This window comes from Roseateles sp. P4_D2 (genome assembly GCF_056401875.1).
In genome coordinates, this window is record NZ_JBFUIM010000015.1 from 66,083 (window position 1) to 80,053 (window position 13,971).

14 protein-coding genes are annotated in these 13,971 nt (G+C 68.5%); 10 read left to right on the forward strand and 4 right to left on the reverse strand.

Annotated features, from left to right (window positions below):
- Positions 1-42 precede the first annotated feature (42 nt).
- The 5 genes from ltaE to AC1DW0_RS24575 all read left to right on the forward strand — a co-directional run bounded on the left by ltaE (position 43) and on the right by AC1DW0_RS24575 (position 4,000).
- Entirely contained in the window at positions 43-1,092 is a 1,050-nt protein-coding gene (gene ltaE / locus AC1DW0_RS24555) for a low-specificity L-threonine aldolase (RefSeq protein WP_477948576.1), read from the forward strand.
- 3 nt (positions 1,093-1,095) lie between these two features.
- Complete coding sequence (gene trpD / locus AC1DW0_RS24560; RefSeq protein ID WP_477948578.1) at positions 1,096-2,142, forward strand: anthranilate phosphoribosyltransferase; 1,047 nt, start codon at positions 1,096-1,098, stop codon at positions 2,140-2,142.
- A gap of 82 nt (positions 2,143-2,224) precedes the next feature.
- Complete coding sequence (gene trpC / locus AC1DW0_RS24565; RefSeq protein ID WP_477948580.1) at positions 2,225-3,019, forward strand: indole-3-glycerol phosphate synthase TrpC; 795 nt, start codon at positions 2,225-2,227, stop codon at positions 3,017-3,019.
- Positions 3,016-3,702: a uracil-DNA glycosylase gene (locus AC1DW0_RS24570; RefSeq protein ID WP_477948582.1), complete on the forward strand. Its 687-nt coding sequence runs from the start codon at positions 3,016-3,018 to the stop codon at positions 3,700-3,702. Before trpC ends, AC1DW0_RS24570 begins: the two co-directional genes overlap by 4 nt.
- Before the next feature lie 139 nt (positions 3,703-3,841).
- Positions 3,842-4,000, forward strand: coding sequence for a hypothetical protein (locus AC1DW0_RS24575; protein WP_157256194.1), 159 nt, complete (start codon positions 3,842-3,844; stop codon positions 3,998-4,000).
- 4 nt (positions 4,001-4,004) lie between these two features.
- Here the strand turns inward: AC1DW0_RS24575 and AC1DW0_RS24580 are convergent, their stop codons facing one another.
- Positions 4,005-4,940, reverse strand: a complete 936-nt coding sequence (locus AC1DW0_RS24580; protein WP_056191688.1) for a LysR family transcriptional regulator — start codon at positions 4,938-4,940, stop codon at positions 4,005-4,007.
- Between the two features lie 83 nt (positions 4,941-5,023).
- On the opposite strand from AC1DW0_RS24580, the gene AC1DW0_RS24585 reads away from it, so the two are divergent.
- From AC1DW0_RS24585 to AC1DW0_RS24600, 4 genes are all read left to right on the forward strand, one after another.
- A complete protein-coding gene (locus AC1DW0_RS24585) occupies positions 5,024-5,809 on the forward strand; it encodes an alpha/beta hydrolase fold domain-containing protein (protein ID WP_056191686.1) in 786 nt (261 codons plus the stop codon).
- A gap of 34 nt (positions 5,810-5,843) precedes the next feature.
- The gene (locus tag AC1DW0_RS24590; protein ID WP_056191684.1) at positions 5,844-7,061 is read left to right on the forward strand and encodes an efflux RND transporter periplasmic adaptor subunit; all 1,218 of its coding nucleotides are present in this window, start codon (positions 5,844-5,846) and stop codon (positions 7,059-7,061) included.
- 81 nt (positions 7,062-7,142) lie between these two features.
- Positions 7,143-10,358, forward strand: coding sequence for an efflux RND transporter permease subunit (locus AC1DW0_RS24595; RefSeq protein ID WP_477948586.1), 3,216 nt, complete (start codon positions 7,143-7,145; stop codon positions 10,356-10,358).
- Between the two features lie 8 nt (positions 10,359-10,366).
- Positions 10,367-11,755 carry an efflux transporter outer membrane subunit gene (locus tag AC1DW0_RS24600; RefSeq protein ID WP_056192599.1) on the forward strand — a complete coding sequence of 463 codons (1,389 nt, stop codon included), beginning with the start codon at positions 10,367-10,369 and terminating at the stop codon, positions 11,753-11,755.
- Here AC1DW0_RS24600 and AC1DW0_RS24605 read toward each other — a convergent pair.
- From AC1DW0_RS24605 to AC1DW0_RS24615, 3 genes are all read right to left on the reverse strand, one after another.
- Positions 11,736-12,410, reverse strand: a complete 675-nt coding sequence (locus AC1DW0_RS24605) for a GNAT family N-acetyltransferase (protein WP_082532352.1) — start codon at positions 12,408-12,410, stop codon at positions 11,736-11,738. The genes AC1DW0_RS24600 and AC1DW0_RS24605 overlap by 20 nt on opposite strands.
- Positions 12,407-12,883 (reverse strand): MarR family winged helix-turn-helix transcriptional regulator, encoded by a 477-nt coding sequence (locus AC1DW0_RS24610; RefSeq protein WP_056191680.1) that lies wholly within the window; start codon positions 12,881-12,883, stop codon positions 12,407-12,409. The genes AC1DW0_RS24605 and AC1DW0_RS24610 overlap by 4 nt, the downstream gene beginning before the upstream one ends.
- Before the next feature lie 108 nt (positions 12,884-12,991).
- Positions 12,992-13,195 (reverse strand): hypothetical protein, encoded by a 204-nt coding sequence (locus AC1DW0_RS24615; protein WP_056191678.1) that lies wholly within the window; start codon positions 13,193-13,195, stop codon positions 12,992-12,994.
- A 167-nt stretch (positions 13,196-13,362) separates the two neighbouring features.
- Between AC1DW0_RS24615 and AC1DW0_RS24620 the strand changes: the two genes are divergently transcribed.
- The gene (locus AC1DW0_RS24620) at positions 13,363-13,932 is read left to right on the forward strand and encodes a thymidine kinase (RefSeq protein ID WP_056191676.1); all 570 of its coding nucleotides are present in this window, start codon (positions 13,363-13,365) and stop codon (positions 13,930-13,932) included.
- Positions 13,933-13,971: the final 39 nt, after the last annotated feature.

Here is a 13,971-nt window from a genome sequence, read left to right on the forward strand (position 1 = left end):
TTCCCGCGTGGCGGGACAGCGCGAAGCGCGAAGGGTGCACCAATGACCGACTACGCGCCCGGATCGGGCGCAGCCGCCACCGGCAAGGTCGTGGATCTGCGCAGCGACACAGTCACCAAGCCGACGCCCGCCATGCTCGCAGCGATCGCAGCGGCACAAGTTGGCGACGACGTCTTCGGCGACGACCCCACCGTCAACGCGCTGCAGGAGCGCGTCGCTGCCCTGCTCGGCAAGGAGGCCGCTCTCTTCATGCCAAGCGGCACGCAGAGCAACCTCTGTGCCCTGCTGGCCCATTGCGGCCGTGGCGACGAGTACATCGTCGGCCAGCTCGCCCACACCTACCGCTACGAAGGCGGCGGCGCGGCGGTGCTGGGCAGCATCCAGCCCCAGCCCCTGACCAACCAGCCCGACGGCACGATCAGGCTCGAAGACATCGCCGCCGCCATCAAGCCCGACGACCCGCACTTCGCACGCACGCGGCTGCTGGCGCTGGAGAACACCTGGAGCGGCAATGTGCTGTCCACGCAGTACACCAACGCGGCCTGCGAACTGGCTCATGCGCGTGGCCTGGCCACGCATCTCGACGGCGCCCGCCTCTTCAACGCGGCGGTTGCCTCGGGCCGCAGCGTGGCCGACCTGGCCCGCCCTTTCGACTCGGTCTCCATCTGCTTCAGCAAGGGCCTGGGCGCGCCCATCGGCTCGATGCTGGTCGGCTCGCGCGAACTGATCGGCCGCGCCCACCGTGTGCGCAAGATGGTGGGCGGCGGCCTGCGCCAGGTCGGCCTGCTGGCGGCCGCCGCCGACCATGCGCTGACCCATCACGTCGACCGCCTCGCCGACGACCACGCGCTGGCCAAGCGCCTGGCCGAGGGCCTGGCCGCGCTGCCGGGTGTCACGGTCACGCCACCGCAGACGAATATCGTCTTTGCCCAGATCAGCGACGGCCGCACGCCGGCCCTGCTGGAGCACCTGAAGTCACGCGGCGTGCTGGCCACCGGCCTCATCGGTCTGCGCTTTGTGACCCATCTCGATGTCGACACTCCCGGCGTCGATCACGCCATTGCCGCCGCACGCGAGTTCCTGGAGCGCTGAGCCATGCCCATCACCGACACCGAAGCCCTGACCCGCGTCATCGAGCACCGCGAGATCTTTCACGACGAGATGCTGACGCTGATGCGCCGCATCATGGCCGGCGAGATGTCGCCCGTCATCTCGGCGGCGCTGCTGACCGGCCTGCGCGTGAAGAAGGAAACCATCGGCGAAATCACGGCCGCCGCGCAGGTCATGCGCGAGTTGTCCAACAAGGTGCCCTTGCATGAGATTGGGCCGCTGCCGCATCTCGTCGACGTCGTCGGCACCGGTGGCGATGGCGCACACAGCTTCAACATCTCCACCTGCTCGATGTTCGTCGCGGCGGCAGCGGGTGCGCAGGTGGCCAAGCATGGCAACCGCAGCGTCAGCAGCAAGACCGGCAGCGCCGACGTGCTGGAGGCCCTCGGCGCCAACATCCAGCTTTCGCCACGTGCCGTGGCCGCGTGCCTGGACGAGTGCGGCATCGGCTTCATGTTCGCGCCCAATCACCACCCGGCGATGAAGAACATCGCGCCGGTGCGCCGCGAGCTCGGCGTGCGCACCATCTTCAACATCCTGGGCCCGCTGACCAACCCGGCCGGCGCGCCCAACATCCTGATGGGCGTCTTCCACCCCGACCTCGTCGGCATCCAGGTGCGCGTGCTGCAGCGCCTGGGCGCCGAGCACGCGCTCGTCGTCTACGGCAAGGACGGCATGGACGAGATTTCGCTGGGCGCCACCACCCTGGTGGGCGAGCTGAAGGACGGCGCCGTGCGCGAGTACGAGATCCATCCCGAGGACTTCGGCATGGCCATGGCCAGCAATCGCAGCCTCAAGGTCGAGAACCCGGAACAGTCGCGCGAGATGCTGGTCGGTGTGCTCGACGGCAAGCCCGGCCCAGCGCGCGACATCGTGCTGTTGAACGCTGGCGCGACGCTATACGCCGCCAACGTGGCGCCGACGCTGGCAGACGGCATCGGCCGCGCCCGCGCGGCGCTGGACAGCGGTGCCGCGCGCGCCAAGCTGGATGCTTTCGTCAAGCAGACCCGGGGGCTGGGAGGAAAAGCGTGAGGGCCGAGCGCTGGGCCGCTCCCGAGCCGGCCCACATCCCCTTGGGGGATCGGCCGGGGTATTCACAGGACGAGGGGCACAAATGAGCAGCGATATCCTGAACCGCATCGTCGAGGTCAAATGGGAAGAGATCGCGGCGGCCAAGCTCAAGCGCTCGCTGGCCTCACAGCGTGAGGAGGCAGAGGCCCGCAAGGGTGAACGCCTGGGCTTCGAACGGTCGCTGCGCGCCACCATCGCGGCCGGCCACGCGGCCGTCATTGCCGAGATCAAGAAGGCCAGCCCCAGCAAGGGCGTGCTGCGCGAGGACTTCGAGCCCGGACAGATCGCCGAGAGCTATGCCCGCAACGGTGCGGCCTGCCTGAGTGTGCTGACTGACGAGCGCTTCTTCCAGGGCTCGGCCGACTATCTGCGCGAAGCCCGCGCCGCCTGCGAGCTGCCGGTGCTGCGCAAGGACTTCATGGTGGACGAGTACCAAGTCATGGAAGCCGGTGCGATGGGCGCCGACTGCATCCTGCTGATCGCCGCCTGCCTGGCCGACTCGCAGATGACCGACCTCGAGGCGGCGGCCCATGCCCTCGGGCTGGACGTTCTTGTTGAAGTCCATGACGGCGAGGAGCTCGACCGCGCCCTCCAGCTGAAGACGCCGCTGGTCGGCATCAACAACCGCAATCTGCGCACCTTCGACGTGACGCTGGACACGACGCTGGCCCTGCTCCCGCGCGTGCCGGCCGACAAGCTGCTGGTGACCGAATCCGGCATCCTCGGCGCGGCGGACGTGAAGCGCATGCGCGAGGCGAACGTCAACGCCTTCCTCGTCGGCGAGGCCTTCATGCGCGCGCCCGACCCGGGCCAGGCGCTGGCGACCCTGTTCGGATGAAGCTGCCGCTGCAACTCCCCGACACCGACTGGCGCCCCGTCGTCGAAGCCTGGGCCGCCTCGCCCGTTGGCCAGAAACTGGAAGCCTTCCTGGAAGAGCGCGCCGCCGCCGGTGCCACCATCTACCCGCCCGAGCCGCTGCGCGCGCTGACGCTGACGCCGCTGGCCAGCACCCGCGTCGTCATCCTGGGCCAGGACCCGTATCACGGCCCCGGCCAGGCCGAGGGCCTGTCCTTCAGCGTGCCGCCCGGCGTGCCGCTGCCGCCCAGCCTGCGCAATATCTTCAAGGAGATCCAGCGCGACCTTGGCAAGTCCTTCCCGCCCAACGGCAGCCTGGTGCGCTGGGCCGAGGGCGGCACGCTGCTGCTGAACGCCGTGCTGACGGTGGAGGACGGTCAGCCCGCCAGCCATGCCAACCGTGGCTGGGAGGTGCTGACCGACGCCCTCATCAAGGCCGCGGCTGAAGACCCGGCTCCCAAGGTCTTCATGCTGTGGGGTAGCTATGCCCAGGCCAAGGCGCCGCTGATCGAGGCGGCCCGCCAGGACCATCTGGTGCTGAAGGCCAACCACCCCTCGCCGCTGTCGGCACTGAAGCCGCCGCGGCCCTTCATCGGTTGCGGGCATTTCTCGACGGCCAAAACCTGGCTGGAGGAACGCGGGCGGGGTGCGCCGCGCAAGAGCTGACCGGTTTTCAAGCCGCGGATTGTTCCGCTGGCAGCAACTCGCCGTTCTCTCTGCCCCGCTTTTTCTCGCGGCGCGCAATTCCTACAGTGACAACCTATCGGCACACCCCGCTCGGCGGTGGCCGACCAGGAGAGTCACCATGAACAACACCCGATCCATTTCCACGCTGATCACCGCCGCGACGGCAGTCGCAGCGCTGGCGGCGGGCATGTTGCTGGCTATCAGCGCCCCAGCTCCGTCGGCCGAAGACTTCGGTCCGGCGGCCGTGGTCGCCAGCAGCGCGGCCGACGAGGCTTGAGCCCTCAGCTCGTCGTACAGCGCAGCTTCAGCCCGCCCATCGCCTCGCGGCCGATCAGCTCGACGACCCAGTCGACGAACACCCGCAGCTTGCTGCTGAGATGGCGGTTGGGCGGGTAGACGACGTAGACCGGCACCGGGTCGGCGTCCCATTCCTCCAGCACCCGCACCAGTTCGCCGCTCTTGAGCAGCGGGCCGGCCATGAAGCAGGTCACCTGCACGACGCCCAGGTGGGCCAGGCCGGCATTCAGATAGGCATTCGCATCGTTCACCGCCAGGATGTGGTTGCCCGCCACCTCTATTTCTTCCTCGCCGCGGCGGAAGGTGTCTGGCATGACCTTGCCGCTGCGTGCCGAGAAATAACCCACCATGCGATGTGGCGCCTGCGTCAGCTCCAGCGGATGGGCTGGCGCGCCATGGCGGCGCAGGTATTCGGGCGTCGCGCAGGTGATGAAGCGGAATTCGCCGATGCGCCGCGCGACCAGGCTCTGGTCGGTCAACTCGCCACCACGGATCACGCAGTCGATGTTGTCGCTGATCAGGTCCACCGTGCGATCGCTGACGCCAAGCTCGATCTGGATGTCGGGGTACTTGGCGTAGAAATCCGGCAGGTGCGGAATGATCATCTCGCGCCCCACCACGCCGGGAACGTCGATGCGGATGCGGCCACGCGGCGTCACACGGGCCTGGTTCATGCTGCCTTCCAGCTCCTCCAGGTCGCCCAGCAGGCGCATGGCGCGCTCGTAGTAGGCCGCGCCATCCGGCGTCACTGTCACGCGCCGCGTGGTGCGGTTCAGCAGCTTGGTGCGCAGATGGCCTTCCAGCGTCTGGATCAGGCGCGTGACGGTGGCCTTGGGCAGGTCCAGGGAATCGGCCGCCTTGGTGAAGGTGCCGGCCTCGACCACCCGAACATAGGCTTGCATCGCGGAGAGTCGGTCCATGACTTCATTGTTCCACGGCAAGGAAAAGTGAGTCACTTTCAAGGCCGTTTATCCCTAGGCCGTTGATCACTATCTTTCGGTCCATGGACAAGATCGCCTCCCCTGCCACTTTGCGCCTCGGCCCTGCGCCGGGCCTCGTGGCCCAGGTCTACACGGCGCGCCGGCCACTGGACGTCGACGGGCGCGCGCTGCTGCTCTGGCTGCACGGCGGCTGCTTCACGGACGGCTCACTCCAGGCCAGCCGGGCGCGCAGCGAGATGCTCGCCGACGCGGGCGCTGATGTCGTCTCGCTGGACTATCCGCTGGCGCCTGAGCACCCTTTCCCCAGCGGCCTGAGCGCCGCCTTCGAGGCCCTGCAGGCCCTCGCCGCCAAGCCGGCCAGGCTGACCGGCAGCCCGCACACCGCCCTGTTCGTTGCCGGCGAGGAAGCGGGCGGCAACCTCGCCGCGGCGCTCGCGCTGATGGCGCGCGACCAGCACGCACCCAAGCTCGCTGGCCAGTTGCTGATTGCGCCCATGCTGGACCCGCAACTCGGCAGCGCCTCCATGCGTGACGGCGAATGCGGCGGCTGTGAATGCCACTACGCCAAGGGCTGGCAGGCCTATCTGGGCGGCAGCACGCGCGCCGACCACCCCTATGCCGCGCCGCTGAACGCCAGCCGGCTGAGCGGCCTGGCGCCCGCGCTGATCCTCAGCGCCGCGGGCCACCCGCTGAGCGACGAGTCGCGCCGCTATGCCGTTGCACTGCGGGAGCAAGGCGGCACCGCCAAGGAGATGACGCTGCCCGCCATCGCGCCGGGCTATGCGCTGAATCCCATCCACGAATTCCTGCGTGAAGCGGCCCGCCGCGCGCTGTCCCTTCCCGCCTGATTCCTGCCTGATTGACCTTCGGAGAGAAATAGAAATGCAGTCCAACCCTCGTCTCAATCGTCGTGCCGGCCTGATCGCTGGCGCTGTCGCTCTCGTCGCCCTGGGCGCCGTGGGCTTCGCCCAGTTCGGCTCGGGCGCAGCCCAGGCCGACGCCGGCCCCACCACGCCGCCCGCCACACCGGTGTCCGTCGCCCAGGTTGTCAGCCAGGATGTATCGGCCTGGAACGAGTTCTCGGGCCGCCTGGAAGCCGTCGAGCGCGTCGATGTGCGGGCCCGTGTGTCGGGCGCCGTGCAGGCCGTGCATTTCCGCGAGGGCAGCCTCGTGAAGGCGGGCGACCTGCTCGTCACCATAGACCCCGCGCCCTACCAGGCCGAGGTGCAGCGCCTGGAAGCACAGGTGGCCGCCGCCCAGGCCCGCGTCACGTACACGCTCAGCGAGGCCCAACGCGCCAAGTCCCTGCTGGAGGAGCGCGCCGTGGCGCGCCGCGAGTTCGACGAGAAGGACAACGCCGCCCGTGAAGGTGCGGCCAACCTGCGCGCCGCTCAGGCCGCGCTGCAATCGGCGCAGCTGTCCTTGAGCTACACCCAGGTGCGTGCACCGGTGGCGGGCCGCGTTGGCAGGATCGAAGTGACGCAGGGCAACCTCGTCGCCGCGGGTGCCGGTGCGCCGGTGCTGACGACGCTGGTGTCGGTCAGCCCGATCTACGCCAGCTTCGATGCCGACGAAAAGGTGGTGCGCGAGGCGCTCGCCTCGCTGCCCGGCGGCGGCGCCGAGCGCAAAGGCATGGAGCGCATTCCCGTGGAGATGCTGGCGGGCAGCGACAAGAGCCAGACCGGCCGCCTGCAACTCGTCGACAACCAGGTGGATGCCAGGAGCGGCACGTTGCGCGTACGCGCCGTCTTCGACAACAAGGACGGCGGCCTGATCCCCGGCCAGTTTGCCAAGCTGCGCATGGGCCAGGCGAAGAACGAGGCGGCCCTGCTCGTCAATGAGCGCGCCGTCGGCACCGACCAGGACAAGCGTTATGTCATCGTCGTCGGCCAGGGCAACCAGGCCGAATGGCGCGGTGTGACGCTGGGCGCCAACGTCAACGGCCTGCGTGTCGTGACCAGCGGCCTCAAGGGCGGCGAGCGCATCGTCGTCGGCGGCGTGCAGCGCGTGAGGCCGGGGTCGGTGCTCGCACCCAAGGACGTCGCCATGGACGCCAAACCCGAACTGGCTGCCCAGCAAGCTGCCGCAAAGATCTCCTGACCTAGCCCCCCATCCCACCGCAAGCCCCGTGCAGCGGGCCGGTTCAGCCGGCCCGCGGGGGGCGTGCTGTCTGGAGCCAACATGAATCTCTCCAAATTCTTCATCGACCGCCCCATTTTTGCGGGCGTGCTGTCGCTGCTGATCTTCATCGGCGGCCTGCTGTCGATCCGCGCGCTGCCGATCTCGGAATACCCCGACGTCGTGCCGCCCTCGGTCGTCGTGCGCGCCCAATACCCCGGCGCCAACCCCAAGGTCATCGCCGAGACGGTGGCCACGCCGCTCGAGGAAGCCATCAACGGCATCGAGGACATGCTCTACATGAGCAGCCAGGCGACGACTGACGGCCTGATGACGCTGACCGTCAGCTTCAAGCTCGGCACCGACCCCGACAAGGCCCAGCAGCTGGTGCAGAACCGCGTCAGCCAGGCCGAGGCGCGCCTGCCCGAGGAGGTCAAGCGCCTGGGCGTGACGACGGTCAAGAGCAGCCCCGACCTGACCATGGTCGTGCACCTGACCTCGCCCAACGAGCGCTACGACATGACCTATCTGCGCAACTACGCGCTGCTCAACGTCAAGGACCGCCTCGCGCGCATCCCCGGCGTGGGCCAGGTGCTGATGTTCGGCTCGGGCGACTACGCGATGCGCGTCTGGCTGGACCCGCAGAAGGTCGCCGAGCATGGCCTGTCGGCCAGTGACGTGGTTACCGCCATCCGCGGCCAGAACGTGCAGGCCGCCGCCGGCGTCGTTGGCGCTTCACCGGGCCTGCAAGGCATCGACCTGCAGTTGTCCGTCAACGCGCAGGGCCGGCTGCAGACCGCTGAGGAATTCGGCGACATCATCGTCAAGAGTGGCGCCAATGGGGCCGTGACGCGGCTGCGCGACCTCGGCCGCATCGAGCTCGGCGCCAGCGAATACGCGCTGCGCTCGCTGCTGGACAACAAGTCCGCCGTCGCCGTGCCCATCTTCCAGGCTCCGGGCGGCAATGCGCTGGACATCTCGGCCAATGTGCGCGCCGCGATGGAAGACCTGAAGACGGCCATGCCCGAAGGCGTGGAATACACCATCGTCTACGACCCGACGCAGTTCGTGCGCGCGTCCATCGAGTCGGTCATCCACACGCTGCTCGAAGCCGTGGCACTGGTGGTGCTGGTCGTCATCCTGTTCCTGCAGACCTGGCGCGCCTCCATCATCTCGCTGCTGGCCGTGCCGGTGTCCATCATCGGCACCTTCGCCGTCATGCACGGCTTCGGCTTCTCGATCAATGCGCTGAGCCTCTTTGGGCTGGTGCTGGCCATCGGCATCGTCGTCGACGACGCCATCGTGGTGGTCGAGAACGTGGAGCGCAATATCGCCTCGGGCCTGTCGCCCCGCGACGCCACCTACCGCGCCATGCGTGAGGTGTCGGGCCCCATCATCGCCATCGCGCTGACGCTGATCTCGGTGTTCGTGCCGCTGGCCTTCATCAGCGGCCTGACCGGCCAGTTCTACAAGCAGTTCGCGCTGACCATCGCCATCTCGACGGTGATCTCGGCGATCAACTCGCTGACCCTGTCGCCGGCCCTGGCCGCCTTGCTGCTGAAGAGCCACGACGCGCCCAAGGACGCACTGACCCGCGGCATGGACGCCGTGCTGGGCCGTTTCTTCGGCGGCTTCAACCGGCTGTTCTCGAGCGGCTCCGCCAAGTACGGCAGTGGCGTGAAGACGCTGATGTCGCGCAAGGCCTTCATGATGGTCGTCTACCTCGTGCTCGTTGCAGCCACGGCCGGCCTGTTCAAGGCCGTGCCCGGTGGCTTCGTGCCGGGCCAGGACAAGCAGTACCTGATCGGCTTCGCCCAGCTGCCCGACGGCGCGACGCTGGACCGCACCGAGGACGTCATCCGCCGCATGACCGACATCACGCTGAAGACGCCGGGTGTGGAGCACGCGGTAGCCTTCCCCGGCCTGTCGATCAACGGCTTCACCAACAGCTCCAGCTCGGGCATCGTGTTTGCAACGCTCAAGCCCTTTGACGAGCGCAAGAGCAAGGATCTGTCCGCGGGCGCCATCGCCGGCAAGCTGAACGCGCAATACGGCGCCATCGAGGATGCCTTCATCGTCATGTTCCCGCCGCCGCCCGTGCAGGGCCTGGGCACGACGGGTGGTTTCAAGCTGCAGCTGCAGGATCGCGGCGGCCTCGGCTACGAGGCCATGGACCAGGCGCTGAAGGGCTTCATGGCCAAGGCCTACAAGACGCCCGAGCTTGCCGGCCTGTTCTCGAGCTACCAGGTCAATGTGCCGCAGCTGTTCGCCGACCTCGACCGTACCAAGGCGCGCCAGCTCGGCGTGGCCGTGACGGACGTGTTCGACACCATGCAGATCTACCTCGGCAGCCTGTATGTGAACGACTTCAACAAGTTCGGCCGCACCTACTCGGTCCGCGTGCAGGCGGACGCCGCCTACCGCGCCCGTGCCGAGGACATCGGCGCGCTGAAGGTGCGCTCCAACACCGGCGAGATGGTGCCGCTGGCCGCGCTGATGAAGGTCACGCCCAGTTTCGGGCCGGAGCGCGCGCTGCGCTACAACGGCTTCCTGGCCGCCGACATCAATGGCGGCGCCGCACCCGGCTTCTCGTCGGGCCAGGCCCAGGCCGCGGTAGAACGCATCGCCGCCGAGACCCTGCCCCCGGGCATCGGCTACGAGTGGACCGACCTGACCTACCAGGAAAAGATTGCCGGCAACTCGGGTGCGTGGGTCTTCCCGCTGGCCATCCTGCTGGTGTTCCTGGTGCTGGCCGCGCAGTACGAAAGCCTGACGCTGCCCATCGCCATCCTGCTCATCGTGCCCATGGGCCTGTTGGCGGCGATGACGGGCGTGTACCTCAGCCATGGCGACAACAACGTGTTCACGCAGATCGGCCTCATCGTGCTGGTGGGCCTGAGTGCGAAGAACGCCATCCTGATCGTCGAGTTCGCCCGTGAGCTGGAGTTCGCCGGCAGAACGCCGATGCAGGCCGCGCTGGAGGCGGCGCGGCTCAGACTGCGTCCCATCCTGATGACGTCAATGGCCTTCGTCATGGGCGTGCTGCCCCTGGTGCTGTCCACCGGCGCCGGCGCCGAGATGCGCCAGGCCATGGGCATCGCGGTGTTCGCCGGAATGATCGGCGTGACGCTGTTCGGCCTGTTCCTGACGCCGCTGTTCTACGTCATCGTGCGCCGTGTCACCGGCAATGCACCGCTGCGCCACCACGGTGGCCAGGTCGCCGCTCCTGCCGCACCCACGCAGCCCGTCATCGACGCCCTGCCGCAACGAGGAAAGTGATCAACATCATGAAATTGAACCTGACCCCACTTTTTGCAGCGCTGCTGCTGGCCGGCTGCGCGTCGGTCGGCACGGTCGACCCGTCCCAGCTGCCGCAGGCGCCCGCCGCCTACAAGGCCCAGGTTGCGAACGACGCACCTGCGCTGACCGCCAGCTGGTGGCAGCCCTTTGCCGACCCGGTGCTGGACGACCTCGTCGGCCGTGCGATGGCGGCCAACACCAGCGTGCAAGCCGCAGCCAACCGCCTGGCGCAGGCGCGTGCGGCACTGGGCAGCACCGAGGCGGCGCGTCTGCCGCAGCTCGGCGTCGCCGCCGGTGCTGGCCGCGCTGCCGACCCCGGCGCGCGCGGCATCACGCAATACAACGCCGGCCTGAACCTGGCCTATGAACTGGACCTGGGCGGCCGCCTGCTGCACGAACGCAATGCCAGCGCGCTGGACGTGCTCGCCCGCGAACAGCTGCTGGCCGATGCCCGCCTGCTGGTGCAGGCCAATGTTGCCCGCGGCTATCTGGCGCTGCGTGCCCTGGATGCCGAGCGCGAGATCGTCAGGGGTACCGTTGCGGCCTATGGCGAGACGCTGTCGCTGACCGAGAAGCGCGCCCGCGCTGGCGACGTCGCCGACCTGGACCTGGCTCGCGTGCGCGCCGAGCTGGCCGCCAACGAGGCCGAGGCGCTGGCCCTGGACCGCCGCCGCCTGGAGCTTGAAACGGCGTTGGCCGTGCTGCTGGGCGAGCCGGCCTCCAACTTCCGACTCGCGCCCACCGCGTGGGCCACTGCCCTGCCCACAGTACCCGCCGGCTTGCCGAGCGAGCTGCTGCAACGACGCCCCGACCTCGCCGCCGCACGCAGCCAGTTGCAGGCCGCGCAAGCGCGGGTTGGCGTCGCCCAGGCTGCGTGGTGGCCGAGCCTGGCGCTGACGGCGCAGGGCGGCGGCGTGTCGAGCGAGCTGTCCAACCTGCTCAAGAGTGGCGCCAGCACCTGGGGCGTCGGCCTGCTGGCCGCGCTGCCCATCTTTGACGGCGGCCGCCGCGAGGCGGGTGTCAACGCGGCCAAGACCCAGCTCGATGGCTCGGCGATTGCCTTCCGCGAGCAGTTCCTGCTGGCGCTGAAGGACGTCGAGGACCAACTCGGCGCGCTGACGCTGCTGCAGCAGCAGGGCGAGGCCAATGCGCGTGCGGTCAGCGCGGCCGGCCAGGCGCTGAAGCTGTCGGACACGCGCTACCGCAACGGCCTGGTCAGCCAGCTGGAACTGCTGGACGCGCGCCGCAGTGAGCTCGCCAACAAGCGGGCCGCGCTGCAGGTGCGCTCGGCTCAGTACCAGGCCACGGTCGGGCTGATCCGGGCCCTGGGTGGCGGCTGGAGCGAGACGGCCCCGGTCAAGCTGGCTGGCGCTTGAGCACAGCGATGTTCACGGTGGCACGCGTGACGAAGCCCAGGCTTTCGTAGAGCGCAATCGCGGCGGTGTTGCTCGTCCAGGCGTGCAGGAAAGCCTGCTCGCCGCGACGCTGGATGTCGGCCGTCACCGCGGCCGACAGCCGGCGCGCCAGGCCCCGACCGCGGAAGTCGGGGTGGGTGCAGACACCGCTGACCTCGACATGGCCGGCAAAGCGCATGCGCTCGCCGGCCATGGCCGCCAGCCGGCCGTCGATGCGGATGCCGATGAAGCGGCCCATGGTGTGGGTTCGCGGCAGAAAGGGCCCGGGCTCGGTCAACGTGGCCAGGGCCAGCATCTCGGCGGCATCGGCATCGCCGAGGACTTGCAAGTCTCCGTCTGCCGTCAAAGGTTGCGTCGCCACCATCTGCACGCCCAGCGCTTCCTTCACTGCGATCAAGCCCGGCGGCACGACGATGGGTGGCACCTGGGCCAGGAAGACGGCGTCATCGCCCGGCTGCACGAGGGCGGCGAGCGCGGCCAGGCTGGCGGCGCTTTCGTCGGGTGTCGCAGCAAAGCGGTTGATGTCGGCCTTGAAGCGTCGCGCCTTCTCGTCACCCGTGCCCCAATGCGGCTGGTGCTGCAGGCTGGCCCAGACGGGTCGGTCGAGTTCGTTCATGCCGGCCCTCGCTGCATCAGCGGCGCTTCGATCAGCGCGTCTTCCAGCGCCGCGAGCTGGGCCAGCAGGTCGCCTTCCAGCCCCGCGCAGGCCTGCGCGACGGCCGTTTCGATGGCCGGCCAGGCCTCGCGCTGCGACCGCTCGACGAGACCCTGCCCCTTCCTGCTCAGCGCGATGCGGCGTACCCGCCGGTCCTGCTCCGACGCCTCCGAGCCGATGAGGCCTTCGTCTTCCAGCCCGCGCAGCGAACGCGTGATGACGGGCTGGCTGACACCCACGGCCTGGCTCAGCTCGCCGACGCTCAGCGGCCCCAGCCGGTCCAGCGCCGCCAGCAGCGGAAACCATGCGGCCGGCTGCTCAAAGCCATGCGCCACCAGCACGGCCTGGGTCTGCGCCTGCAGCGTCTCGCCGATGCGCTTGAGGCGAGTGCCCAGGCTCAGGTGGCCCAGTTCCTTGACGACATCTTCGACCATGACGAGCTCCGCTCAACCGATATGCATATCATGCTATGCAACAGGTCCAGCGCCGTCAATGGCGGGCGTCATAGGGTGCGGCAAGCGCACCCAGCCGACAGAGGCCCCTTAGGGCTCGGCCTTGCAGTTGGGCTTGCAGACTACCTCGTTGCGGCCAAGCAGTCGGATGGACTGCAGGCTGGCCGGCGCACGATGCTTGCCGCATTTGAAGCAGGAGCGGGTGTGGCCGCTTCCAAGGAAAGGCGAACCGCCGATTTTCGACTGGTAGCGCAAGCCATCCTGGCGGACCGCGGTGACGGTGTCTTTGCTCATTCTTCAGACAGGTCGGGACGAAACGTGAATTGACGCACGGCGAAGATGACAACGCCATCTCGCAAGCCCGCGGTTGCCGCCAGCAAAGGCCGAAATCGCGGGCTTTCCCTACCCCGATCTGCGGGGTAAGCGAGCGAGGACAATGCCGCTCCGCTCCAGAAGACGACATGGCCAAGCTTTTTTTCCGCTACGCCGCGATGAATGCCGGCAAATCCACCGCCTTGCTGCAGGTGGCACACAACTACGAGGAACGCGGCCATCGGGTGCGCATCTTCACGGCTCGCCTGGACGACCGCTATGGCCACGGCTTCGTCACGTCGCGCCTCGGCCCGAAGCGTGAGGCCGAGCAATTCGACGAGACCACCGATTTCCTGGCCCTGGTCGGCCAGAACGAAGACGGGCCGGGCATCGCCTGCCTGCTGGTCGACGAGGCGCAGTTCCTGTCCAAGCACCAGGTGCAGCAACTGCACGAATTGGCGCATCTGCGCAATCTGCCGGCCATCTGCTACGGCCTGCGCACGGATTTCCAGGGCGAACTCTTCCCCGGTTCGGCCACGTTGCTGGCGCTGGCCGACGAGATGGACGAGATGAAGACCATCTGCGACTGCGGCCGCAAGGCGACGATGAACATGCGCGTGGACGCCAACAACCGCAAGGTCACCGAAGGCGCCCAGGTCGAGATCGGCGGCAACGCGCGCTACCGTTCCGTCTGCGGCCGCTGCTTCCGCCAAGGCTGAATGCAAAAAGCGCCGCCACGGCGGTCGAGGCCGTGGCGG

What these genes read in the sequence shown, in the direction of transcription:
- trpD (WP_477948578.1), top strand. Translation starts at nt 1,096, where the DNA reads ATGCCCATCACCGACACCGAAGCCCTGACCCGCGTCATCGAGCACCGC.
- trpC (WP_477948580.1), top strand. Translation starts at nt 2,225, where the DNA reads ATGAGCAGCGATATCCTGAACCGCATCGTCGAGGTCAAATGGGAAGAG.
- AC1DW0_RS24600 (WP_056192599.1), top strand. Translation starts at nt 10,367, where the DNA reads ATGAAATTGAACCTGACCCCACTTTTTGCAGCGCTGCTGCTGGCCGGC.
- ltaE (WP_477948576.1), top strand. Translation starts at nt 43, where the DNA reads ATGACCGACTACGCGCCCGGATCGGGCGCAGCCGCCACCGGCAAGGTC.
- AC1DW0_RS24610 (WP_056191680.1), bottom strand. Translation starts at nt 12,883, where the DNA reads ATGGTCGAAGATGTCGTCAAGGAACTGGGCCACCTGAGCCTGGGCACT.
- AC1DW0_RS24570 (WP_477948582.1), top strand. Translation starts at nt 3,016, where the DNA reads ATGAAGCTGCCGCTGCAACTCCCCGACACCGACTGGCGCCCCGTCGTC.
- AC1DW0_RS24580 (WP_056191688.1), bottom strand. Translation starts at nt 4,940, where the DNA reads ATGGACCGACTCTCCGCGATGCAAGCCTATGTTCGGGTGGTCGAGGCC.
- AC1DW0_RS24585 (WP_056191686.1), top strand. Translation starts at nt 5,024, where the DNA reads ATGGACAAGATCGCCTCCCCTGCCACTTTGCGCCTCGGCCCTGCGCCG.
- AC1DW0_RS24575 (WP_157256194.1), top strand. Translation starts at nt 3,842, where the DNA reads ATGAACAACACCCGATCCATTTCCACGCTGATCACCGCCGCGACGGCA.
- AC1DW0_RS24590 (WP_056191684.1), top strand. Translation starts at nt 5,844, where the DNA reads ATGCAGTCCAACCCTCGTCTCAATCGTCGTGCCGGCCTGATCGCTGGC.
- AC1DW0_RS24615 (WP_056191678.1), bottom strand. Translation starts at nt 13,195, where the DNA reads ATGAGCAAAGACACCGTCACCGCGGTCCGCCAGGATGGCTTGCGCTAC.
- AC1DW0_RS24605 (WP_082532352.1), bottom strand. Translation starts at nt 12,410, where the DNA reads ATGAACGAACTCGACCGACCCGTCTGGGCCAGCCTGCAGCACCAGCCG.
- AC1DW0_RS24595 (WP_477948586.1), top strand. Translation starts at nt 7,143, where the DNA reads ATGAATCTCTCCAAATTCTTCATCGACCGCCCCATTTTTGCGGGCGTG.
- AC1DW0_RS24620 (WP_056191676.1), top strand. Translation starts at nt 13,363, where the DNA reads ATGGCCAAGCTTTTTTTCCGCTACGCCGCGATGAATGCCGGCAAATCC.